We start from the raw sequence: 21865 nt of genomic DNA on the forward strand, positions 1-21865 counted from the left end.
AAATTGTTGAACAATACTTATTGCCATCTGAATGATTTCAGAGCAAAATGCGCTTGCATTTGACTGCTCACCCAGCATTCAAGAGATTGTTCCACCATAAGATACGATCTTAGGTCTACCAAGGAGACGCTAGCCATGCTATCTCGTTTATTAAAAGCTAAAATCCACCGTTGCGTCGTTACACAAGCAGAATTACATTATGAAGGTTCTTGTGCAATTGACGGTATTCTTCTAGATTTAGCCGGTATCCGTGAATATGAAGAAATTCATATGTGGAACGTGACTAATGGTAAGCGTTTTACCACTTATGCCATTCGTGGTGAAGAAGGTTCTGGCATTATCTCTGTAAATGGCGGTGCTGCTCACCAAGCAGATATTGGTGATTTGATGATTATTGCAACTTTTGGCGATTTCACAGAAGCTGAAGCAAATGCACATAAGCCACGTTTAGTCTATGCGAACCCAAATAACACAGTGAACCACACAGCGAACTGTATTCCAGTTCAAGTTGCTTAATTCAAGCATTCAAAGATTCTAAATGCCCGCAAATTTGCGGGCTTTTTTATGCGATCAATCACATAATCCGCTTTTATTCACTTCGTGGCCCCTTCCACCAAACTTTCTTCTGCTCACACAGAAGTGACTGCAGGTTTTCACCCACTAGACCCACCAATAAGGGCTGACCATTTTCCTGTACTTTCAGCTCTGCAAATTGCGCATCGCGATAGCACGGTTCCAAGCCTTCGGCAAACAAAAAGCTGCTTGCAGCGGGATATAAACCCTCAAATCTATTGTCAGGATTTTTGAGCACCAGTTTTGTAGATGAGCTTGGATACTGCACTAATAACTTTGGATTGAAACTGGTTCGAATCACTCTACGCTGTGCATCAAGCTGCACATAACTCACAATACTTTTTTGATCTACAAAATAGTCACGGTGTACATTTTCTTCTTTGTTCGCTTTGGCAGCCTGCCCATTAGCAGATTGCTCTTCAGAAGGCTGACCACCAAAATAGAGCTGATAATTCAAGGCCATATAATCTCCTTGAATCAAAGAGCGAGGATCGACCGGTTGCAGCTTTACATAAATACTCTGACTGTTTGCCAGATGCCATTCATGCCGTGCAATCATCAGTACAAATAAAAGAATACTGAGTACAGCCAAACCAATAGGAAGCATTTTTTTATTGAGTATGTTCATCATGCTCCTTCCCCTTGTTTATGCTGTATCGCAGTTAACATTTTGGTGATGCCAAGCAGCAAAAGACCAGAGATCAAAATCGTTAAACTTTTCAGTAAAAAGCTCAACCCTAAATTGTAATACAGCATCCATAAGCTAAAAATGATCAACACGATGCAAAGGGCTTTAACCAAAGATTGCTGATAGACCTGCGCCCATGCCAATAAAACCAATAACAAGAAAATTTCAAAATAGCCCATCGCAATCAGCACAAGGCCCAATAGCAGTAACAGCCATTTTTCGCGCCCCGTCTGTTTTTGCTGATTTGCGATGTAAAGGCCAAGCCAAACCACAGGCAGTAGATAAACGATAAACAGGTCAAGAACACCATGTTGGGTCTGTTCAAAATGTAGAACGTTATTTGACAAGGTCTGCAACACCACACCCGCCAATACGATGCATAACATCCACAACACAACACTTTTTCGATACATCGAGTGCAACCAAGCTGTTGCACTCCCGAGCAAGAAAATCAGTAGAATATAATTCAATCCAATCACAGCTAAGATGACATGTTCATCGCTCATAAAAAGATCGGCTTCAAATAGTGTGGCCACTGCAAGGCCATATCCTGCAATGAGTTGAATAAAAACAATAAACCAATGCATTCGACTAAACAAACAGAGCAAGATAACGCCAATTTGTAATACTAAAATAAACCCAATGCTATCGGTCAAGCTCTCTGTATGTATGAAGACCGCAGATTGGCCACATACCCATAAGCAGTAAGCAAATTGGCGACTAAAGATACTTTTAGCTCGTCGAATCAACCACCAAGCCACAGCCACAAAAACTAAGCCCATGACGATTGAAAACGCCTTCCAATAGGTCAGCAATAAGCTCGATAAAATAATGCCTGCGAACCATGCCCCAATCGCTAAAGGAATAACCGCAAATTTAGTCTGTGGCAGAAATTTCATCAGTGCCCAACTGATCACCGCAAACCAAGCAAATATCAGCAAGGCAAAAACCAACAATCCTGCACTCGAGTCAGATAAAATATGTTCTGCCCATTGGAAAATCAAAATACTGAAACTCGCGGCGAGACCTGCAGCTTGTAAACTGGTTTCTAATGCACGATGTTGTCGATAAAAATAGATAATCAGATAAATTGGAAGCAACAATGCAAAAATTAAATATTGCCATTGATACTGCTCTGCCCCATTTCCACAGTATAAAAACATGCAATACATCGACATTAGTGTAATAAATGCAATAAATACTAAGCGCAGTGCAGCATAATATTTCAAACAATAGGTCACACAAATTGCCGTCAATACATTCATACAGAGTAAATACCCCCAAGAATGATCAACGATTAAATAGCTTTGTTTAAAATATAAAAATAATGCCAATTGACTGATCAAACACAGTAACACAAAGACTCCGATATTCGGTCGATATAACCAAGGTAAAAGCAGCAAAGCCCAGACTAAAAATAACAGATAACTGTCTGCACCTGTTTGATAGACCTGTCCAATCACAGCCAAACTCAATCCGAGCAACAAAGCACTTAAAGCATCTAAACTTTGCTGAATCCAAGCATGCCTTGCAAAATATACACTCGTCACAGCACTCAGTAGCAACAGCAACATTGGAATTGCCAATTGAATGAATTTTGGCAACATCAACCAGTTTGCCGCGATCAAATACACGAAACTGGCAGCTATCAGTGCAACACCAATCACTTGCAGATACCGAATAACCTGTACATCTTGAAACAGATCTGTTGAAAACTCTTGATCTAACTGTGAACGATGCAGCTTTATATTCTGCTGCTGAGAATGCTGAGGAACGGTCATTTTTTATCATTATGCAATCATGGTTGATTTATCGGCACGATAGCATGCTTTGACACACTTTATATAAATGCTTACAAATCCAATCTTATAACTTTACTTATCTAAAATTTTGCAAATGATTCTAAGCAATAATCCCCCCATCATCACTCAAACAGGTCTATACTAAAGACACATCGCTTCAGGGCGGGGTGAAATTCCCCACCGGTGGTAAATTTGCTGGGTTGAAAGCCCTGAAAAAAGCCCACGAGCCAATCGTTTAAACGCGATTCGCAGATCAGGTGCAATACCTGAGCCGACGGTATAGTCCGGATGAAAGAAGACGACGTCACATCTCTATATCATTGATCATTTTCAATATATATCGTAACGCCACTATTTCACATGTCCTGAAATGTTCAACCGTATCTAAAATTTACGCGAGCGTTTCAATGTCTAGTTTAATTCAACCCGAAATTTTCTTTTCTGCCCTTCCACCTGCAGAACAGCGCATGCTGCAAGCCTTAGAAGACATTCGTCAAGGTAAACCAGTTTTAGTCATGGACGATTTTGACCGTGAAAATGAAGCCGACCTGATTGTTGCTGCAGAAACACTGACTGTAGAAACCATGGCACGTATGATTCGTGACGGTTCAGGGATTGTCTGCCTGTGTTTAACCGATGCTCAAGCCAATCATTTAGAACTTCCACCCATGGTGTCTGATAACTCTAGCCATTTTAAAACTGCCTTTACCGTAACCATTGAAGCTGCGGAAGGTGTTACTACTGGAGTTTCAGCAAAAGACCGAACAACTACAGTCAAAGCCGCAATTAAAGATGGTGCTGTTGCGGGTGACTTAAACCGTCCGGGTCATGTTTTTCCTTTACGGGCGCGTGAAGGCGGCGTATTGACCCGTCGTGGACATACTGAAGGCACCATTGATTTGGCCCGTCTAGCCGGTTTAAAACCTGCAGGTGTTTTGTGTGAATTAACCAACCCAGACGGTACGATGGCGAATGGCGTACAAGTTTTAGCGTATGCACAAACGCATCATTTGACTGTACTCACCATTGAAGAAATTGTGCAATATCGCTTACAGCACAATCTCTAGTGCGAATAAATTAAAGCTCTACACGTTCATAAAAAAAGGCTGATTGAATCAGCCTTTTTATTTTTTACTAGACGTTTCAAGTTAAGAATTAAGCCGTGAATGTGCTATAGATGCCATAGATGGCAACCACCACTAAAATCACCCCGCACAGTGCCAACAATTTTTTATACCAACGTGATTTCGACAAGCGATGAAAAGACAAATACACCAAAGACAAGGTCGCGAAATCTAAAACGATCCAACTCAGGGTCAACACAATTAAACTCAGATTAAGATGAGGAGTAATTCCTACAAACTGCGGAAAAAATGACGCGAAGAAAATAATATCCTTAGGATTTGAAATCCCCACAATTAGTCCTTGCTTACCCCCCCTTGTGCTGCTTTTAACTGCAGAGATTGTGCAGTGGGCTGTATAGCTACTTCTTTTAAAATATCAAATCCAATATAAGCAATATATAAACAACCCAGTATTTTGATGCCATCGAGCCAATGAGCATTCACATTTAAAATGCCTTTTAAAATACACACTGACAGCACAATCAAAATCAGTGACGCAAAATTTGTCCCGACAATGGTTTGAAATGCCTTTTTATATCCGCCTTGTAAACCTGAACTTGCGACCAACAGCATGACAGGTCCAGGTGTTGCAATCATTACGATGACGGCCACACAATATAAAAAGTACTCCGAATAATTCACGCTGAGATTCCTTCACTTATTTTTTTTACATCACGATAAATTTCATAAATAAAAAAAGAGGACTTAGTCCTCTTCATCCATGTTTTGCAATAAATGCAAGCGAATGGCATCTGCTCTTAAAAATGCCAAATCATAGCTGGCTGTGGCGAGTGCTAAAACACGACGCTCAAATTCATCCCACAACGGTCGCACCTGTTTGTAATGTATCCCGAGTCCACTTTCATCTGTGAAATGACGGTTTTTTTCGCAGAGCTTGAGTGCGTGATACAGTTTACGGCCTTTGCTTGCATCTGGACGTAAGCGAACTCGCTTAGACAAGACAAAGCCTTCGACATGGATGATATCTGCTTGCGGCAACATCGGTATTAAAATTTGATCTAATTGTGCATCTAAACGACACCAAATGGCCGTGTGTTGCTCTGCTGTATAGGTATTCCATTTTATGACTTCATGGTTAAAGCGGCGGCAACCACGACAGACTGAATCACCAAATACCGTAGAACAACGCCCTGCACATGGGGTTAACGAGGCAATTCGACGATCAGTACTCAAAACCGGCTCCATTCAAGCAATATTTATGGGATAAAAACAACTCGGCATGACTATACACGCTAAAACTACTGAAATGAAGCTATGATCAAATGTGTGGTTAAAAGCCATCGCTTTACTCGCTTATTCATCCAAATCACGGTAGAATGTGCGCCTTAATTTTTATCCTGTTTATTCATTTGGAGTACTCCATGAACGCTACTGTAGAACAGCTTGCACCTGTAGAACAGCAAGCGACCTCTGGTTGGGTTGTTGCCGCACTTTATCAATTCAAAGAAGTTCAAGATCCTGCCGATCTTCAACAACGTCTTTTAGACTTGGTAAAAACCATCAACCTTTGCGGTACTCTAATTGTGGCAGGTGAAGGTATTAACGGTACTGTTGCCGGTGACCGTAAATCTGTAGATATCATCCATCAATTCCTTCTCAATGAAGGCTTTAATGCGATGGAATACAAAGAATCACATAGTACGGATAAACCATTCCGTAAAATGAAGATCAAACTGAAAAAAGAAATCGTGACTTTAGGTGTGGAAGTGAAACCACGTGATTTAGTCGGTCACTATCTTGATCCTAAAGAATGGAATGAACTAATTACACGTGATGACGTAATCCTAATTGATACACGTAACGACTATGAGTACAAAGCAGGTACATTTAAGGGTGCGATTGACCCGAAAACTGAGACTTTCCGTGAATTCCCTGAATACGTGAAAAAAGAGCTTGAGCAGCATAAAGATAAGAAAATTGCCATGTTCTGTACAGGCGGTATTCGCTGTGAAAAATCAACCTCACTTTTACTTCAAGAAGGCTTTAATGAGGTTTATCACCTTAAAGGCGGTATCTTAAAATATTTAGAAGAAACCCCTGTTGAAGAAAGCATGTGGGAAGGTGAATGTTTCGTATTTGACGGTCGTACTGCTGTCACTCACGGTATGGAAGAAGGCGAAAATATCAAATGTCACGCATGCGGTTGGCCACTGGCTCCTGCTGAAGTTGAACTTCCGAGCTACGAACATGGCGTATCATGCAAATACTGTATCGACAAAACCACGGAACAACAAAAAGCTGGCTTCCGTATGCGTCAATCACAAATTGTGGCAGCAAAACGTAAGCGTCTCTAAGGAAAATTTGTTGTAACGATATATAAATAAAAGCCCTATTTTTAGGGCTTTTTTTACGCATTCTCAACAGTGACTTAATTTTTTTGACAAAATAACTATATCTGGTTATTTACGAGAATCAGTTCGCGCATTTATGCTTATTCTGATCAATTGATCCGAGAAAATCATTATAGATAATTGAAAAGGAAAGCATTATGCCAAAATTAATCAACTCTCCAATTGCAACCTCAAGGCGCCTTGCTTTACCCGCTCCCCGTGTAAAAGAAAGTGTAGGAGAATTAAAACACCTCCTTAACCAACAGTCGCATATTTTGATAGTCAGTATTGCTACATGCATTGGTGCAATTTTTGCCTTATTTATTGCTTATACATTGCACTTACAACCCACTATGCTCAACATTCTTGGACTTTGTGTGATTCCATTTGCTTTATCTCTGAGCTTACGCCAAGTCTATATTCACACACTGTTAAATATGGAACATGATGATTAATTTATGCACCTTGCAACGCTACTTATTGCAACTTTGTCCTACGCTGTTCAGTACATAAAACGATTTTTAAGGCTGCTAAAGCGCCAAAAATCAAAAATAAAATCCAAACTGAACAGCGTACACTCAATACTATAAAAACTATGATCCAAGCCTTTCAATTCTTCAATCTTATATCATTCAGCATTGCTTAATGCCATCACGCATTAATACATTTTCCTTCTAATTAAGCCTACATGTTCCTTCTAATTAAGCCTACATGCTACTTAATACAAGATGAACTCAATATTTATTGTTTTTGCTTAGGTGATTTCAGGAATATCTAAAACTGAACTTTACCCACTGCGCTTTTCAACATAGGATAAATACACCTTTTCTCTGCCTTGGCTACCATGACTTTAACTGAATGGATCATTTCAATCATGGAACAATTGGGTTATCTCGGTATTGCCCTACTCATGTTCCTTGACAATGTCTTCCCCCCAATCCCCTCAGAAATCATTATGCCCTCGGCTGGCTATTCTGCCTCCCAAGGTCAACTACTGCTCATTGGTGTCATTATTTCAGGTTGTGTCGGCTCTTTACTGGCGGCTGCATTGCTATATTGGATTGGTTATAAATTTAAGCATGAATCCATCTTTCACTTCGTCGATCGCTATGGAAAGTATTTATTTATCAAATCGGCAGATGTAAAAAAATCTCTAGCATGGTTTGAGCAATACGGTCACCGCATTGTATTTTTTGGCCGGATGATTCCAGCTGTGCGTTCTCTCATTAGTATTCCTGCGGGAATGAGCCGCATGCCATTTTGGAAGTTCATGTTTTATAGTGGTTTAGGCACGATTATTTGGACCACTTTTTTAGCTTGTATGGGTTTTTATTTAGGTGAAAATCAGCAGTTAATGCAGCAAATATTTAGTAAAGTTGGCCATGTGATTATTCTGATCACAGTCATCATTATTAGTTGGATTTTGTACCGTCGACATAAACGTCGACCTCGTTAATTTTTTGTTTTGGGGCTTAAATGAAACACTATCTCCTACACTTTGCTGCTGTTTATAGCATCGCCTTGGTGCTTTTGATTACCGTATTAATTTTTGGATTAAATCTTGGTGGTATTACATTAATTCCTACATTGGTGGCATGTGCATTAATCAGCGTTGGGCATTTTGTAAAGAAAGAACAACGTGTGCCTAGCAACCATGAAAAGATCCAACTGGTTTGGGGCTCCAGTGCCGTTGCAATCATCATTGGTAGCTTTTTTGTGCTGTTCTTGGTGCTGATGAATCCCAATGCCGAAAGCATTATGAAGTCTGTGGATAATGCAGGCATTGGGCTAACTGCTGTAGTTATGCTCTGCATGGTCGCCATTCATGGCACGATATTTCATATTGCCTACGGTTGGTATGCAGACTACTGCGCTAAAAAATTATAAATTTTTTTAACTTATTCCGTTAGAATTTGAATCAATACCCTTCACTGAAACTTAAAATTCAGTGAAGAAACTTCGGGCAAGCTATACTCGCTCTTTATAAAACGAAAACATGAACATTAAATAATGAAAAAATACATCATCACATTTAGCATTGCTTATGCCCTCGCCATGGTTGCTGTCGCAGCCATCGAATCTTTCTTTGATTTACCCGGTGGTTCATCTATTACCTGTCTCATCGTGGGCGGTCTTGCTGCAGCATCTAGCTTTGTTAAAGACCATCAGCGAGTGCCAAATAAGTTAGAAAAGCGAACTTTGATTTGGAGCTGTATTTTAGCTTCGGTACTGATTAGTGTCGTCGCGACCGTCATTTGTCTCTTAATCTTCCCAGAAACCCAAGCCTTTATTCAAATGGTGCTAACGCAATTACCCGCTTGGGTCTGGCTGCTTGCTATCAGCTTTACGCTACTTATCCATTATCTCGTGTTGGCTTTATCTTTTGGATGGATGGCGAAAAGCTTCTTAAAAGCCCAACGCAGTTAAGCATTAAGATTGATTTTGAATTAAAAAAGTACAGCGCTAAAAAAAGCACCCCAAGGTGCTTTTTTTAAATTTCGTCGAAATTAATTTGGTGTGTGATACATCAAATATAATTCGTTCAAATTGGTTGGGATTTCTTCTGCAAGTTCATCCATCAACTGACCATTGCGACGGAAAGATTCCATTTGTGGATCTTCTTCATCAATGCCGCTGAACACCATGATTGGCAAAGTTAAATCAACCAATTGTTCTTCAAACTCGTCGGTGAACCATGCATCTTCGTTTAGGAACATGGCATCAACGAAGCCAACACTCCAGTCACCAAGACTTGATTCAACATCGGCTTCTTCAATTTCAAATGGAAATTCAATACCATCTTCATTGGCAAGATTCTGACGAATCGATTCGAGCCATGCTTTTACTTGCGCAATAATTTCAGCAGGTACTTTTTTCTGATTGTTATCAAAAAGTTCGTCTAGCCATTTATCAAAAGCTGGGCCTACTGCAATTGCACACAAAAAACCATGAGTCGCTGCAAAATCTAGACCATGCTCGTTGTCATCGCCGTCTAGATAGTCACTCAAAAGGTCTAAATCTAAAGCACTCATTTCAAATCCAGAGTTAGAAACTTAATGCGTAAGCATAGCATTTTCAAGCGCTATGCTAAATCGCTATTTAGTCTTCTTCGTCATCAAAATCATCGTCATCGTCGATGTCGTAATCAAAATCTTTAAGCTCACGTTCAAGACGGCGCTGAGCCAGAAGGTCATCAATAAGTCGGCGCTTTTCTAACGATTCTTTCGCGCTAGTTTTTGCACTGGCCTCATCGAAATTCACATCATCATCACCGTAGTTATCATCTAGTTCAAAATCTGTAGAAGACACCAAAACTACCTCATAATGAAAAAAATTGAAGGGGTCTAGCCGCTATTTATATGGGATATAAAATATTGTCAAGTTTTATTTGTTTTTTTAACAACTAAACTTTAAAAATAGGGCTTTTTTTCTTACCAAAACCTGTGGCATGATATAATCCACCCTGCGTCCTTCATTTTTATGACAGTCAAAGATGACTCGTAAAATAATCGATGCATGGGATGAACTTGAAAACAACAATTTCAGCCCCACCTAAATTACTGAATTTAAATTTTTAATATCTCATTGGACAGCTTGATGCTGTAACGTCCTAATGGGATAAGCCAGCTATTCACAAGATTTAATGAGACGATCGTGCTAAAATGCACGGTTTTTTACTGCCACAGATTCAACGAAGAGTAAGCAAAGATGAGCGATATGACTTCCCCTACTTCTCAAGTAGCGGCTCTGATTAGCCGAGGCAAAGAGCAAGGTTACCTAACTTTCGCCGAGGTTAACGATCATCTCCCGGACTCAATCACTGAAAGTGAACAGATTGAAGACATCATTCAGATGTTGAATGACGTGGGTATTCCGGTACATGATCGTGCACCAGAAACTGACGATACAATGTTTGAAGGTGGCAGCGAAGCGACTGACGAAGTTGCTGAAGAAGAAGCCGCTGCTGTACTTGCATCTGTTGAAAATGAACCCGGTCGTACCACTGACCCTGTGCGTATGTATATGCGCGAAATGGGTACAGTTGAGCTTTTGACACGTGAAGGCGAAATTAGCATTGCAAAACGCATCGAAGAAGGTATTCGTGACGTTTTACATTCTATTGCTTATTGGCCAAATGCAGTCGAAGTGGTACTGCAAGAATATAAAGATTATGAAGCGGGTGAACGCCGTTTAGCGGATATTCTTTCTGGTTATTTAGATCCAGAATCTGACGAAGCCATCCCAGAAGTGATCGATGAAGATGATTCTGAGATCGATGAAGATGAAGCGTCAACCAACAAGCCAACTAAAGATGTCAAACTTGATGATGACGATGAAGAAGAAGAGTCTGAAGGTGATGATGATTCTGAAGGCGAATCTGGTCCAGATCCTGAAATTGCTAAAGCACGTTTCACTGAGCTTGAACAAGCATGGTTAGTCACTAAAGCTGCAATTGAAAAACATGGGCGTAACAGTAAAGAAGCTGCTGCTGCACTTGAAGCACTTGCAACTGTGTTCATGATGTTCAAATTCACGCCACGTTTATTCGACATCATCTCTGATTTGATTCGTAATACCCATGACCAAATCCGTACTTCTGAACGTGAAGTTATGCGCTATGCAGTACGTCGTGGTCGTATGGACCGTACTCAATTCCGTACGTCTTTCCCAGGTCAAGAATCTAACTTTGCTTGGTTAGATGAACAAATTGCTAAAGCACCTGCAGAAATGAAAGGCTATCTTGAAAAAGTCCGCCCTGACGTTCTGGCATTCCAACAAAAAATCGCTGACATCGAGAAAGAACTTGGTTTAGATGTTAAAGGCATCAAAGACATTTCTAAACGTATGTCGATTGGTGAAGCGAAAGCTCGCCGTGCGAAAAAGGAAATGGTTGAAGCTAACTTACGTTTGGTAATTTCGATTGCGAAAAAATACACCAACCGTGGTTTGCAATTCCTCGACTTGATCCAAGAAGGTAACATTGGCTTGATGAAAGCGGTGGATAAATTCGAGTATCGTCGTGGTTATAAATTCTCTACTTATGCAACTTGGTGGATTCGTCAGGCGATTACGCGTTCGATTGCCGACCAAGCACGTACGATTCGTATTCCAGTACACATGATCGAAACCATTAACAAGATCAACCGTGTATCTCGCCAACTTCTTCAAGAAATGGGTCGTGAACCTACACCAGAAGAATTAGGTGAACGTCTAGAAATGGACGAAGTGAAAGTTCGTAAAGTGCTTAAAATCGCGAAAGAACCAATTTCAATGGAAACACCAATTGGTGATGATGAAGATTCGCATCTTGGTGACTTCATTGAAGACGGTAATATCACCTCTCCTATTGACGCTGCAACGTCAGAAGGCTTAAAAGAAGCAACACGTGAAGTTCTTGAAAACTTGACTGAACGTGAAGCGAAAGTCTTGAAAATGCGTTTCGGTATCGATATGCCAACCGACCATACCTTGGAAGAAGTGGGTAAACAGTTTGACGTAACACGTGAACGTATTCGTCAGATTGAAGCGAAAGCATTGCGTAAATTACGTCATCCTTCACGCTCAGAACATCTGCGTTCATTCCTTGAGAATGATTAACCTATAACTAGGACAATGCAGGCTTGAATATGGGGTTTTCCGCCCCATATTATGAGCATGTAGCAAATAATTCCAAATACCTGCTCATTGCAGGTATTTTTAAATAATGAGGTGTCCCATGACTGATATGACTAATCGCGCTCCTTCACGTGAATTGCAAGAGCATCTTTGGGTCTTCCCTATGGACTACCCTATTAAATTGATTGGTAATGCAGGTGAAGAACTTCGCCTTGCAGTGAATGAAATTTTTGTTAAACATTTTCCTGATTTTGATGGCAGTAAAATGACTGTGACTCCATCTCGTACAGGTAAATATCATTCAATTACTGCTCAATTACGTTTCGAAGAGTTAGAACAAGTACATGCGGTCTATGCGGATTTAGCAGCTTGTAAACACATTCGTACCGCGCTGTAATTCTGTTGATTTAAATAAAAAAGCACGCTTTCGAGCGTGTTTTTTATGTCTAAGTATAATAGTAATACCCTCAAGTAATTCAGTATTTAACCCCCCTTTTGTACGTCTAATTCATTATAATCCATACATGACTTTGATAGAAAAGGACACGAAATACGTGACTGAAACTGTTCAAAAACCCGAATTAATCATTCGTCAATATAACCACCTGACCCCTTATGCAGACCGCTTTTTAGAGATGAAAACACTCACTGAACAGCGCGATGAAAACACGCCTGATGAACTGTGGATATTACAGCATCCCGACGTATTAACTCAGGGGCAAGCTGGTAAACCTGAACATATTTTGGTGCAAAGTAACATCCCTGTGGTACAAACAGACCGCGGTGGACAAGTCACTTGGCATGGGCCGGGTCAATTGGTGGCTTATTTCATGTTTGACCTAAACCGTTTGGGCTGGAATGTTCGTACATTGGTCTCGTATGCCGAAACCATCATGATCGATTTGCTGAACAAATATGGTATTCAAGCTTATGCCAAGCCTGATGCGCCGGGTGTTTATGTCAATGAACGAAAAATTGGTTCATTGGGCTTTAAAATTCGTAAAGGTCGTTCATATCATGGTTTAGCACTGAATATTGATTGCGATTTATTTGGTTTTCATACCATCAATCCATGTGGCTATGCAGGATTGGAAATGGTACGCATACAAGATTTAGTACAGGACTACCCTAAATTTGAAAACTTATGCGTCGATATCATTGATACTTTGAAAAACAGTGGTTACTTTAAAGACGTAACAGTCAAACAACTATAAAAGACTTTGCTTTCTCAAATAAAATAATTTAGAGTAAAAGCTCTAAATTTAATAATTATAGATAAGGGATGTACACGTGATTGCAACTAAATCCGTTAAACCCGCGCTCCAGCAGGCCTATGTCAAACTCATGATGGATGTGATTGGCAGAGGTCTGGTCATGGCGAGCCAGGTCGATGAAGAAATTAAACAAGAAGTTGCTAAATTTCCAGTTAATTTTATTTTATCTATGAACGTTTTTCCTAATGGTGCTGCATTTGTCGCGCAAGTCACGGAAGACCACCAACTCAAACTCCTCACACCCGGCACTCAAAAGCCGGACTTAACCATTACGTTTAAGCATTTGAGTCATGCCTTTTTGGTCTTCTCATTTCAAGAAAGTACCGCACAAGCCTTTGCCAATGACCGCATGATCGCCGATGGTGATTTGTCTTATGCGATCCGACTGGTGCGTTGTCTCAACAAAATGGAAGCATTAATTTTACCTAAATTGGTGGCTGAATTGGCTGTCAAAGAATATCCAACACATTTAAGCCTAAAAGAAAAACTGAGCGGTGCTGCAAATATTTATTTAAAAGTAGCCCAGTCTTATTTAAAACGGAGCACATAACACATGGCTAAACCATATTACGAATTTTTCTGTCCTGTAAAAGTGATTGCTGGCCATGCTGCTTTAGAACACATCCCATTCGAACTGTCTACTTTGGGTGCTAAACGTCCCATGATCATTACCGACAAAGGCGTTCGCAGTAATCAATTACTTGCACCGATTGAAGCGGCATTTGAAAGCACCGAGACGGTGATTGGATATATTTTTGATGATGTTCCGCCAGACTCAAGTTTAGAAACCGTACGTAAAGCGGCTCAACTTTACCGCGACAACCAATGTGATGCCATTATTGCAGTCGGTGGCGGTTCAGTCATTGATACCTCTAAGGCAACCAATATCTTGGTGTCTGAAGGTGGCGATGACTTACTGAAATACTCAGGTGCGCACAACTTACCAAAACCGTTAAAACCATTTTTTGTGATTCCAACAACCTCGGGTACAGGTTCAGAAGTGACTATGGTCGCTGTGGTTTCTGACCCTGAAAAGAATGTAAAAATGGCCTTTGCATCGAATTATTTGATGCCACATGCGGCAATTCTTGACCCACGTATGACGCAAACTTTGCCACCTCATCTTACGGCGATGACAGCGATGGATGCGATGACGCATGCCATTGAAGCCTATACGTGCATGGCGGCGAACCCGATTTCAGATGCCTATGCAACTGCCGCAATCAAGAAAATTAGCAATAGCTTATTTGGTGTATTAGATAATACCAGCGATGCACATGGTCGCTTAGAACTTGCACAAGCTTCTACGATGGCAGGAATTGCATTTTCGAATTCGATGGTTGGATTAGTGCATTCATTAGGTCATGCACTGGGTGCAGTCGCTCACCTGCCCCACGGCTTATGCATGAACTTATTCCTGCCGTATGTGTTGGAATACAACAAAGAAGTAAATGGCGATAAGATTGCTGAATTGCTATTACCACTGGCTGGCCCTGATATTTATGCACAAACGCCGGCCAACCTCCGCGCTGAAAAAGCCATTTCAACACTTTTAGCCATGCGTGACCGCTTGTTTAGTTTGACCAAATTACCTCGTACTTTGAGTGAAACTGGCAAGGTGACAGAAGCTCAATTAGATGAAGTGGCAGAGAAAGCACTGAATGATGGATCGATTATTTATAATCCTAAAGAAGCCAGCTTAGAAGACCTCAAAACTATTCTAAAAAAAGCTTGGTAATTGCTGAAAAATAAGCGAATATAGCGAAAAATTAAGCCTGATGTTTTTTTAAACATCGGGCTTTTCACTTGCAGAACACAATATCAGTTATTTTTTAATCAAACTGGCATAATTTCTGCTAAAAATAATTTCAAAGTTACTGACAAAATGTACCAATTTGGAGTAGATTGGCGCACTTTTGTTTTAAAACGTAGGGGGGATCGTTCGTCTCAAACGATCCTTAGAATATGACTGATCCTTGATCAACGATAAGAGGATAACGCCGTTGACAAATATCTCTGGGACTCAATCGGCAGCTAAACTGCAAAAAACGCTTGGACTCTGGCACATTATTATTATTGGTTTGGCTTATATTCAGCCGATGACCTTGTTCGATACCTTCGGTCTAGTTTCTGAAGAAAGTCATCGACACGTGCCGACATCTTACATTATTGCCCTGATTGCAATTTTGTTTACCTCTATCAGTTATGGACATATGATCCGTCGCTATCCATCATCGGGTTCGGCGTATACCTATGCTCAAAAATCCATTCACCCGAACGTTGGTTTCATGGTGGGCTGGTCATCATGGCTAGATTACCTGCTGTCTCCAATGGTGAATATTATTCTTGCAGTGATTTACCTTGAAGCACTATTTCCAACAGTAAACCACTGGGTATGGGTCATTGTGCTAACGGCATTCATGACTGGAATTAACTTACGCGGCGCGCGTTTTGTTGCTAACTTTAACAGCCTGATTGTACTTGTGCAGTTATTAGTAATTGGTATTTTCACGTGGATGGTCTACAGCAAGCTTCAAATGGGCTTCAATGCTGATGGCCCGATTTCTGCGGCAGAACGCTACCAATTATGGAGCCTTGAGCCATTCTGGAATGAGCTGACGTCTGTGGGTGCGCTGATTACAGGTGCAACATTACTGTGCTTCTCGTTCACTGGTTTTGACTCATTAAGTTCATTGGCAGAAGAAACAAAAGATACTGAGAAAACACTGCCGAAAGCGATTTTCTTAACTGCTTTAATCGCAGGGATTATCTTCATTATTAGTACCTACTTCATGCAGCTGTTCTTCCCTGCTGAGCCGGGTAACTATTTCAAGAATATTGCTGAAACACAGCCAGAGATACTCTTGCTCGTCGGCGGCTCACTGTTCCAATCCTATGTTTTAACTTTTGCGATTGTGACAGTAATGGCATCAGGTATTTCTGCACATGCCGGTGTATCACGTCTGATGTACGTAATGGGGCGTGATGGCGTCATTAACAAGAAGATCTTTGGTCATATTAGTCCGAAAAACTTCACACCATCGTACAACATCATGATTGTAGGTGCGGTTGCATTAACTGCGGGCTTTATGGATCTTGATATTGTCATTTCGATGATTAGTTTTGGTGCATTGACAGCCTTTACTTTCGTGAACTTATCTGTGATTTCACGTTATGCACTTCGTGATGGCCGCACAAAAACAGCCAAAGATATTTTTAGCTTTGTCGTTATTCCAATGCTTGGCTTTATCAGTATCTTTGCGATGTGGTTAGAAATTGAAGAAACTGCTTTGAAATATGGTTTATGGTGGGCAATGTTCGGTATTTTATACCTTGGTTATAAAACTAAAGGTTTTAAACACCCAGCACCACAACATAACGAATTTGATGATAAATTCTAATCAAGTTTATCTCTAAACAAAAAAGGCGCTTAAAGCGCCTTTTTTGTTTTAAATATACCAATTAAGGTTGTATGAATTTTCTAGATTGCTGAAATTGAATTGAAATTTCTTCACACTTGTCTGGTGTATTGCCTTTTAATTCAACCGATGCTCCATCACCGTGTGACCATATACCATCTTCAACAGTCTCTAAATTTACAGCTGCTTCAAATATATGCTGTTGTTGTGGATAGAGTTTGATATCTATAGGTGTATCACATACTTGTTTTGGAAAATATGGTCTAACCTGCTCGAATAATTGCATGGTTAATGGCATATCACATTGCAAATGAATGGTGACTGGTACGCTATTGGTATTTTTTAAGATCAATTGAACATTTTGCGAATTAAGATCCGCTTGGGCAGCAGGTATTTCTACATACGTTTTTGTGTCAATCGACTGACGATCAAATGGATTGAGGAAGGCTAATTTACGTTCCACGCCATAACAAGAATCCTGCACGGAAGCTGAAAACTCTAAATATCGTGTCCCCAAGATAATTGTTCCGCGGCCATCCCCTGCATGACCGATATCAATGATTGGATCACCTGTGCCTTCGATCGTTACCCCACCGCTCGAAAAAAAATCAATTTCACAGCCTGACAATATGGACATCAGGCTGCAAAGTGTCAGTATTTTAAAATTTAATTTTCGCATCATGTTGATAAACTCCAAAGCGAAATGCACGATTTGCTTCAGGATTCCCGTCATCCATTGCGCAACGCTCCGCGGCAAGTTTTAAAAGTTGTAGTGAGTATTTCTGCCAAAGCTCTAAGCTCATTTCATGTAATTTATTAATCGATTCTTCTGTTAATTCGTCAGCACAAATGGCTTGTTCTAAGTAAGGTATTTCATCAGGATTCAATAAATTATGCAAACCCGCTTCTAAATGCGCTTGAACATTTCGTGTTAAAATTTTACGTGCTTCTAACTGCGAAGGATCAGGAATAAAACGACGCTGTTGTAAATATATCTGCCCATCTTTTTCTGTCGCAATTTCAAGCCTTATAAGCTCGTTGAGTACTGAACGCGGATGACGTTCTGTTGAAATTCTTTTCACCAGCATTTCAAAGCTATTTTCTGACTCACTGCTAAATGGTAAAGAATCCCCCCAACCTTCTGCAAGCCACAAACCCATCACACGTGATGGCACACTAATCGGCTCCGAAACAGTCGCTTCGGTCAAATCCTTACCTTCAGAAATCACTTCTTTATAAGCAGTCACGTCTTTACGGTGTAGGCCAGAAAGTAAACTGATCGCGGAAATCGTCGGTTTTTGATCGATACGCTCTAACTCTTGTACAGCTTGTTGGAAAAAAACCGGTTTCAATGCAGCAGTAAACTCGGTATATCCCACACCTGAGCGAATCAGCCATTGGCTCAGCTCATTCATCAGCACCAATACTTGCTGTAAATTTTGATCTGCCTCATTAGTGAGAAGTTTGCTCATTGAATTGCCATGAAAATTAGACTGCATAAGTGAAATTTTCGCATTGTTTAATCTACTTCACAATTTTTATCTGATGAGATCTTGAGGATATTCAGTAAAAAAATGATTATTTACATTAAAATGCGTAAAAGAAACACTGATCGAGATATCTAAACTTTCAACACTATGCCACCAACCAATTGGGATAAATAAGGTTTCCCCTGGTTGCAAAATGCACTCGAACGGTGTCACATTTTCTAACAGTGGATAGTCTGCTAGATCAGCCTTTGCAACGTCTAAAACCTGACTGAATACCCAATGATCGTTATACATATACGGCATTTGCCATGCAGGAATCAAAGTCACTTTCTTGCGTCCATAGATTTGTGCCAACATGTTATTGGTTAAGTCATAATGCAGCGGCGTAAATGTGCCTGCAGGGCCAAACCATAAAAAATGTCGATCTTTGATCTCTTTTTGACAATAACCTTTGGCGAAGTCACCTAGATCTTTACTTATCTTTTGCATGAACTGCTTATTTTGAGCGGCGTTATTCGCAGTTAAATAAATGTCATTGCTACGCTTAGAGGCTTTAATTTGTGCGACAAAATCTTGCATCAAAATAATGCGTTTCAGCTGTACCGATTTTTTTTCAAAATCTTGATACTGCTCACGATGCATCTGGACTTCAACCAAATCATTTTCAAAATGCTGTGCAAAATAATCAGGACTCCATTTATGCAGTGCAGGCCAATGTTGTATCCCACCTTTTAAAATGACTGGTCGCATCTGGCTATAATACCGCTCTATAAATGTTTCAAAATCAGGTGTTTCTATGCAATCGATTGTGGATGGAATGTGGTCGTTCAATTGATTCAATTGACCCATCACCTGTAATAGCCAACGCTGTTTATTCTGCTGTTGCTGTACTTGCTTCAGTTTTTTAAAAATTACGTTATTGTTTACACGCTTTAGAAACTGAATGATCAAATGATTTGAAATATTTTTTTGCTTAATTTTTTCTAAAATTTCATCTGTTTCTAAGCCCTCAAGACTGTATTCCAAAAGTTCATTTTGCAGCTGTTCTGAAAGTTGGTCTGCATCAGAAAATAAGTATTGATCCGCCCTTGGGCTTAATCCATGTGATTGTAAAATTAGACTTATTTTCTGTACATCGCAACCATTTTCAATATTTTCATTCAACCAATTTTGCCATTCCGTCGGTAAGGATTGATACCAATTTTTACTTTGCTTTAGATGTTCACTCTGGCTTTCTACATTCATTTTCACCACTCCACCCTCTTTACAAGTGAAGTATAAATGATCTATTTTAAAAATGCTAAATTTTCGCATTTTATAATTATTTAAACACCGCGAATGTTATGAATCCGTCAGATATCACGCGGAATGACATAACAAAGTAAAGGAGAAAGTTCATGAAAATTCGTCATTTAGTCATCGTTAGCAGTCTGTCTTTAGCTTCAATATCAGTATATGCAGGTTTTGCCGATACCATGCGTGATTTAAGAAATACACTGAATCAATTTAATGAAACATCCAAAGAAGTATCGAATACCGCAAAAGAATGGACAGGCAGTCAGGCCACGACTAATTCAAATTATGCTGCAAATGGTTTCAGTATGGGACAACAACTTAGACCTAAAATTAATAATCTACCGCTTTATAAAACTGCCGATAAATCGAGCCAAGTCATTAATAAACTGTCAAAAAATGCAGATATTATTTTTGCGGGAAACATGACTAAAACAGGTTTGATAGAAGTCACTACAGAACATGGCAATGGCTGGATTGAATCACACCTTGTTCAATAAATCTTGATTTTAAATGTTTATACAACCGCATCAGCCGTACATAACAACTTTACTCTATTGAGCACTAGTCATGAATAATAATCACAAAATCAGCATTATCGCTGCTGTATTTACGACATTGGTGGGCTGTGGTGGATCAAGCTCCAATGATGATGGCGCGACACCTACACCTACACCTACACCTACACCTACACCTACACCTACACCTACACCTACACCTACACCTACACCTACGCCAACGCCAACGCCAACGCCAACGCCAACGCCAACGCCAACGCCAACAACTGTAGCGGATAAATTCACAGGTGAATGGATTCAAGGGAATTCTGCCCTCGGTAACAGTAATTGCGATTTACCACAAATTTCAATTCATAAAACCAGTGAAAATTCAGTCAGTGCACTGAACGAAGAACTAAAATATGCGGTACACAATAGTTCAAGTAAAACTTGCAGCGGTGAATTTATTTCCAAACGCTATCAATTACTTCATGACATGGTCATGAGTGAAATACAGCCTGCTGCAACTCTAAATAACTTTGAATATCATGCCATTAAGTTTCAACCAGTCAGAGGTGGCGCGACGAGCAACCGTGTCTTAACTTTTTTAAATAATAATTCTTTCTGTGTAATTAACGCGACGATTTCAAATCCAAGCTATATCATCATGCAACGAGGTCTAATTACCGACCCACTCAAGGACAGCCGCTGCTATACAAAAAATTCCAATGAATTCTTCACCAATTTAAAACCGAAAACCAAAATCACAACTGCAGATTTTAAGTCTGAGAATTTTATTAATACCACCGACACAGTAAACTTCTTGGCTCAGCTCAATACAATGGGACAAAGCGGTTATAAGTTAATTGGCTATGATACTAAAACCCTGGACAATGGTAATGTTAATAACTACATGAAACTTGCCAATGAAAATACGCGTTTCAATCATATTGTTGCAGATCGTACAGCACCCTCTACCGCTGACATTTATTTTACATGGCGTAATCAGTTAAACGAAAAAGGCAAATCAGGCTATCAATACCTGCATAGCGTCAGACCAACCAATGCCCTGAATTTCAAAGATTATTTTATTAAGAAGGAAAATGATACCGCAACATACACCTATGACAGCAGCTATGTTTCCCCACTCGTCGACCCAGTGCAACTGGAAACCATACTTAATACACTGGGTGCCCAAGGCTGCCGTATTATTCAGTTCAAAAACTATTTCACAGGTTTACGACCTGAAGTTCTGAACGGCAAACAAAATAGTCCTAAAGTTGCAACCTGTATAAATAGCAGCGCACACCATGGCACTTACAGCTATCGCTATAAAACTTACCCAACCGGCAGCAATAGTGTAGAACGCAGCATAAAATTACAGGAGATGATCGATGAGCAAGCTAAAGACGGTTACCGCTTAGTCAGCCGTGCTTTAGATATGAGTTCAACCACCAAAAACGGTATGCTGTTTATGAAAGACAGTGAAAACACCAATGTCGGTGAGTTTAAAGTCTTTAGCGAAACTGTCTTTGCAACGTCGACATTTAACGACGTCTTACTGAAACGTCTTCAGCAGCAAGGTCAATTGGGTTGGTTATACACCAGCGGTCAACTGCTGTTTGCAAATAATCCAAAACATCTGCAAACAGAGCTGAGTGACTTTAATCTAATTGATTAATTCACGAGGTAATTTGAGCTTTTAAAAGTACTTAAGCTTTTCTATGTCCTTGTTATT

At 40.1% G+C, this 21865-nt stretch carries 23 protein-coding genes, 1 pseudogene and 1 riboswitch; of the genes and pseudogenes, 15 read left to right on the forward strand and 9 right to left on the reverse strand.

Features of this window, described 5'->3' with window-relative positions; all coding sequences use genetic code 11:
• The first annotated feature begins 135 nt into the window (after window positions 1-135).
• Complete coding sequence (gene panD / locus FTU77_RS10710; protein WP_078192181.1) at window positions 136-516, forward strand: aspartate 1-decarboxylase; 381 nt, start codon at window positions 136-138, stop codon at window positions 514-516.
• Between the two features lie 73 nt (window positions 517-589).
• Here panD and FTU77_RS10715 read toward each other — a convergent pair whose 3' ends face one another.
• Both FTU77_RS10715 and FTU77_RS10720 read right to left on the reverse strand, forming a co-directional pair.
• On the reverse strand, window positions 590-1204 hold the full coding sequence (locus FTU77_RS10715) for a GDYXXLXY domain-containing protein (RefSeq protein WP_257220650.1): 615 nt from the start codon (window positions 1202-1204) through the stop codon (window positions 590-592).
• Window positions 1201-3042 (reverse strand): DUF2157 domain-containing protein, encoded by a 1842-nt coding sequence (locus FTU77_RS10720; protein WP_180055763.1) that lies wholly within the window; start codon window positions 3040-3042, stop codon window positions 1201-1203. The genes FTU77_RS10715 and FTU77_RS10720 overlap by 4 nt, the downstream gene beginning before the upstream one ends.
• A gap of 171 nt (window positions 3043-3213) precedes the next feature.
• A riboswitch (FMN riboswitch) is annotated at window positions 3214-3367 on the forward strand.
• A gap of 103 nt (window positions 3368-3470) precedes the next feature.
• Here FTU77_RS10720 and ribB point away from each other — a divergent pair.
• Window positions 3471-4130 (forward strand): 3,4-dihydroxy-2-butanone-4-phosphate synthase, encoded by a 660-nt coding sequence (gene ribB / locus FTU77_RS10725; protein WP_168378108.1) that lies wholly within the window; start codon window positions 3471-3473, stop codon window positions 4128-4130.
• Window positions 4131-4218: 88 nt separating this feature from the next.
• On the opposite strand, the pseudogene FTU77_RS10730 reads toward ribB, so the two are convergent.
• A pseudogene (locus tag FTU77_RS10730) lies at window positions 4219-4829 on the reverse strand (LysE family translocator).
• Between the two features lie 63 nt (window positions 4830-4892).
• Entirely contained in the window at window positions 4893-5381 is a 489-nt protein-coding gene (locus FTU77_RS10735) for a DUF1289 domain-containing protein (protein WP_168378110.1), read from the reverse strand.
• A 188-nt stretch (window positions 5382-5569) separates the two neighbouring features.
• Between FTU77_RS10735 and FTU77_RS10740 the strand changes: the two genes are divergently transcribed.
• The 5 genes from FTU77_RS10740 to FTU77_RS10760 all read left to right on the forward strand — a co-directional run bounded on the left by FTU77_RS10740 (window position 5570) and on the right by FTU77_RS10760 (window position 8965).
• Window positions 5570-6502, forward strand: coding sequence for a rhodanese-related sulfurtransferase (locus FTU77_RS10740; protein WP_111885306.1), 933 nt, complete (start codon window positions 5570-5572; stop codon window positions 6500-6502).
• A 194-nt stretch (window positions 6503-6696) separates the two neighbouring features.
• Window positions 6697-6993 (forward strand): hypothetical protein, encoded by a 297-nt coding sequence (locus tag FTU77_RS10745; RefSeq protein WP_078192186.1) that lies wholly within the window; start codon window positions 6697-6699, stop codon window positions 6991-6993.
• A gap of 389 nt (window positions 6994-7382) precedes the next feature.
• Window positions 7383-7994, forward strand: a complete 612-nt coding sequence (locus tag FTU77_RS10750) for a DedA family protein (protein ID WP_168378111.1) — start codon at window positions 7383-7385, stop codon at window positions 7992-7994.
• Window positions 7995-8014: 20 nt separating this feature from the next.
• On the forward strand, window positions 8015-8425 hold the full coding sequence (locus tag FTU77_RS10755) for an ABZJ_00895 family protein (protein WP_078192189.1): 411 nt from the start codon (window positions 8015-8017) through the stop codon (window positions 8423-8425).
• 123 nt (window positions 8426-8548) lie between these two features.
• Entirely contained in the window at window positions 8549-8965 is a 417-nt protein-coding gene (locus FTU77_RS10760) for an ABZJ_00895 family protein (protein WP_180055764.1), read from the forward strand.
• Between the two features lie 80 nt (window positions 8966-9045).
• Here the strand turns inward: FTU77_RS10760 and FTU77_RS10765 are convergent, their stop codons facing one another.
• Window positions 9046-9570 carry a YecA family protein gene (locus FTU77_RS10765; RefSeq protein WP_078191372.1) on the reverse strand — a complete coding sequence of 175 codons (525 nt, stop codon included), beginning with the start codon at window positions 9568-9570 and terminating at the stop codon, window positions 9046-9048.
• A 67-nt stretch (window positions 9571-9637) separates the two neighbouring features.
• A complete protein-coding gene (locus FTU77_RS10770) occupies window positions 9638-9847 on the reverse strand; it encodes a PA3496 family putative envelope integrity protein (RefSeq protein ID WP_078191373.1) in 210 nt (69 codons plus the stop codon).
• A 399-nt stretch (window positions 9848-10246) separates the two neighbouring features.
• On the opposite strand from FTU77_RS10770, the gene rpoD reads away from it, so the two are divergent.
• The 6 genes from rpoD (at window position 10247) to FTU77_RS10800 (ending at window position 16829) form a co-directional block, all read left to right on the forward strand.
• Entirely contained in the window at window positions 10247-12136 is a 1890-nt protein-coding gene (gene rpoD, locus FTU77_RS10775; protein WP_078192191.1) for an RNA polymerase sigma factor RpoD, read from the forward strand.
• A gap of 127 nt (window positions 12137-12263) precedes the next feature.
• Window positions 12264-12551, forward strand: a complete 288-nt coding sequence (locus tag FTU77_RS10780; protein ID WP_078191448.1) for a YbeD family protein — start codon at window positions 12264-12266, stop codon at window positions 12549-12551.
• Between the two features lie 157 nt (window positions 12552-12708).
• Window positions 12709-13368 (forward strand): lipoyl(octanoyl) transferase LipB, encoded by a 660-nt coding sequence (gene lipB, locus FTU77_RS10785; RefSeq protein WP_180170291.1) that lies wholly within the window; start codon window positions 12709-12711, stop codon window positions 13366-13368.
• 76 nt (window positions 13369-13444) lie between these two features.
• A complete protein-coding gene (locus FTU77_RS10790) occupies window positions 13445-13978 on the forward strand; it encodes a hypothetical protein (RefSeq protein ID WP_180055766.1) in 534 nt (177 codons plus the stop codon).
• Between the two features lie 3 nt (window positions 13979-13981).
• A complete protein-coding gene (locus FTU77_RS10795; protein ID WP_111885299.1) occupies window positions 13982-15166 on the forward strand; it encodes an iron-containing alcohol dehydrogenase in 1185 nt (394 codons plus the stop codon).
• A 265-nt stretch (window positions 15167-15431) separates the two neighbouring features.
• Window positions 15432-16829, forward strand: a complete 1398-nt coding sequence (locus tag FTU77_RS10800) for an APC family permease (RefSeq protein WP_180007581.1) — start codon at window positions 15432-15434, stop codon at window positions 16827-16829.
• Between the two features lie 61 nt (window positions 16830-16890).
• On the opposite strand, the gene FTU77_RS10805 is transcribed toward FTU77_RS10800, so the two are convergent.
• From FTU77_RS10805 to FTU77_RS10815, 3 genes are all read right to left on the reverse strand, one after another.
• The gene (locus FTU77_RS10805; RefSeq protein ID WP_180025802.1) at window positions 16891-17529 is read right to left on the reverse strand and encodes a hypothetical protein; all 639 of its coding nucleotides are present in this window, start codon (window positions 17527-17529) and stop codon (window positions 16891-16893) included.
• The gene (locus FTU77_RS10810; protein WP_180005061.1) at window positions 17507-18319 is read right to left on the reverse strand and encodes a DUF6502 family protein; all 813 of its coding nucleotides are present in this window, start codon (window positions 18317-18319) and stop codon (window positions 17507-17509) included. The genes FTU77_RS10805 and FTU77_RS10810 overlap by 23 nt, the downstream gene beginning before the upstream one ends.
• Window positions 18320-18385: 66 nt before the next feature.
• Window positions 18386-19582 carry a cupin-like domain-containing protein gene (locus tag FTU77_RS10815; RefSeq protein WP_180055767.1) on the reverse strand — a complete coding sequence of 399 codons (1197 nt, stop codon included), beginning with the start codon at window positions 19580-19582 and terminating at the stop codon, window positions 18386-18388.
• A gap of 152 nt (window positions 19583-19734) precedes the next feature.
• Between FTU77_RS10815 and FTU77_RS10820 the strand changes: the two genes are divergently transcribed.
• The gene (locus tag FTU77_RS10820; protein WP_180055768.1) at window positions 19735-20130 is read left to right on the forward strand and encodes a hypothetical protein; all 396 of its coding nucleotides are present in this window, start codon (window positions 19735-19737) and stop codon (window positions 20128-20130) included.
• Window positions 20131-20200: 70 nt separating this feature from the next.
• Complete coding sequence (locus tag FTU77_RS10825) at window positions 20201-21808, forward strand: PT dipeptide repeat lipoprotein (protein ID WP_180055769.1); 1608 nt, start codon at window positions 20201-20203, stop codon at window positions 21806-21808.
• Window positions 21809-21865 lie beyond the last annotated feature (57 nt).

Origin of the sequence: Acinetobacter sp. YH12142, assembly GCF_013418435.1 — a bacterium.
GTDB classification, from domain to species: domain Bacteria; phylum Pseudomonadota; class Gammaproteobacteria; order Pseudomonadales; family Moraxellaceae; genus Acinetobacter; species Acinetobacter amyesii.

Bases quoted from the DNA above. Each gene is read 5' to 3' on its own strand.
- FTU77_RS10745 (WP_078192186.1), top strand. From the start codon at position 6,697: ATGCCAAAATTAATCAACTCTCCAATTGCAACCTCAAGGCGCCTTGCT.
- FTU77_RS10750 (WP_168378111.1), top strand. From the start codon at position 7,383: ATGACTTTAACTGAATGGATCATTTCAATCATGGAACAATTGGGTTAT.
- FTU77_RS10755 (WP_078192189.1), top strand. From the start codon at position 8,015: ATGAAACACTATCTCCTACACTTTGCTGCTGTTTATAGCATCGCCTTG.
- panD (WP_078192181.1), top strand. From the start codon at position 136: ATGCTATCTCGTTTATTAAAAGCTAAAATCCACCGTTGCGTCGTTACA.
- FTU77_RS10820 (WP_180055768.1), top strand. From the start codon at position 19,735: ATGAAAATTCGTCATTTAGTCATCGTTAGCAGTCTGTCTTTAGCTTCA.
- FTU77_RS10765 (WP_078191372.1), bottom strand. From the start codon at position 9,570: ATGAGTGCTTTAGATTTAGACCTTTTGAGTGACTATCTAGACGGCGAT.
- FTU77_RS10805 (WP_180025802.1), bottom strand. From the start codon at position 17,529: ATGATGCGAAAATTAAATTTTAAAATACTGACACTTTGCAGCCTGATG.
- FTU77_RS10720 (WP_180055763.1), bottom strand. From the start codon at position 3,042: ATGACCGTTCCTCAGCATTCTCAGCAGCAGAATATAAAGCTGCATCGT.
- FTU77_RS10715 (WP_257220650.1), bottom strand. From the start codon at position 1,204: ATGATGAACATACTCAATAAAAAAATGCTTCCTATTGGTTTGGCTGTA.
- FTU77_RS10815 (WP_180055767.1), bottom strand. From the start codon at position 19,582: ATGAATGTAGAAAGCCAGAGTGAACATCTAAAGCAAAGTAAAAATTGG.
- FTU77_RS10810 (WP_180005061.1), bottom strand. From the start codon at position 18,319: ATGAGCAAACTTCTCACTAATGAGGCAGATCAAAATTTACAGCAAGTA.
- FTU77_RS10780 (WP_078191448.1), top strand. From the start codon at position 12,264: ATGACTAATCGCGCTCCTTCACGTGAATTGCAAGAGCATCTTTGGGTC.
- ribB (WP_168378108.1), top strand. From the start codon at position 3,471: ATGTCTAGTTTAATTCAACCCGAAATTTTCTTTTCTGCCCTTCCACCT.
- FTU77_RS10740 (WP_111885306.1), top strand. From the start codon at position 5,570: ATGAACGCTACTGTAGAACAGCTTGCACCTGTAGAACAGCAAGCGACC.
- FTU77_RS10825 (WP_180055769.1), top strand. From the start codon at position 20,201: ATGAATAATAATCACAAAATCAGCATTATCGCTGCTGTATTTACGACA.
- FTU77_RS10760 (WP_180055764.1), top strand. From the start codon at position 8,549: ATGAAAAAATACATCATCACATTTAGCATTGCTTATGCCCTCGCCATG.
- rpoD (WP_078192191.1), top strand. From the start codon at position 10,247: ATGAGCGATATGACTTCCCCTACTTCTCAAGTAGCGGCTCTGATTAGC.
- FTU77_RS10795 (WP_111885299.1), top strand. From the start codon at position 13,982: ATGGCTAAACCATATTACGAATTTTTCTGTCCTGTAAAAGTGATTGCT.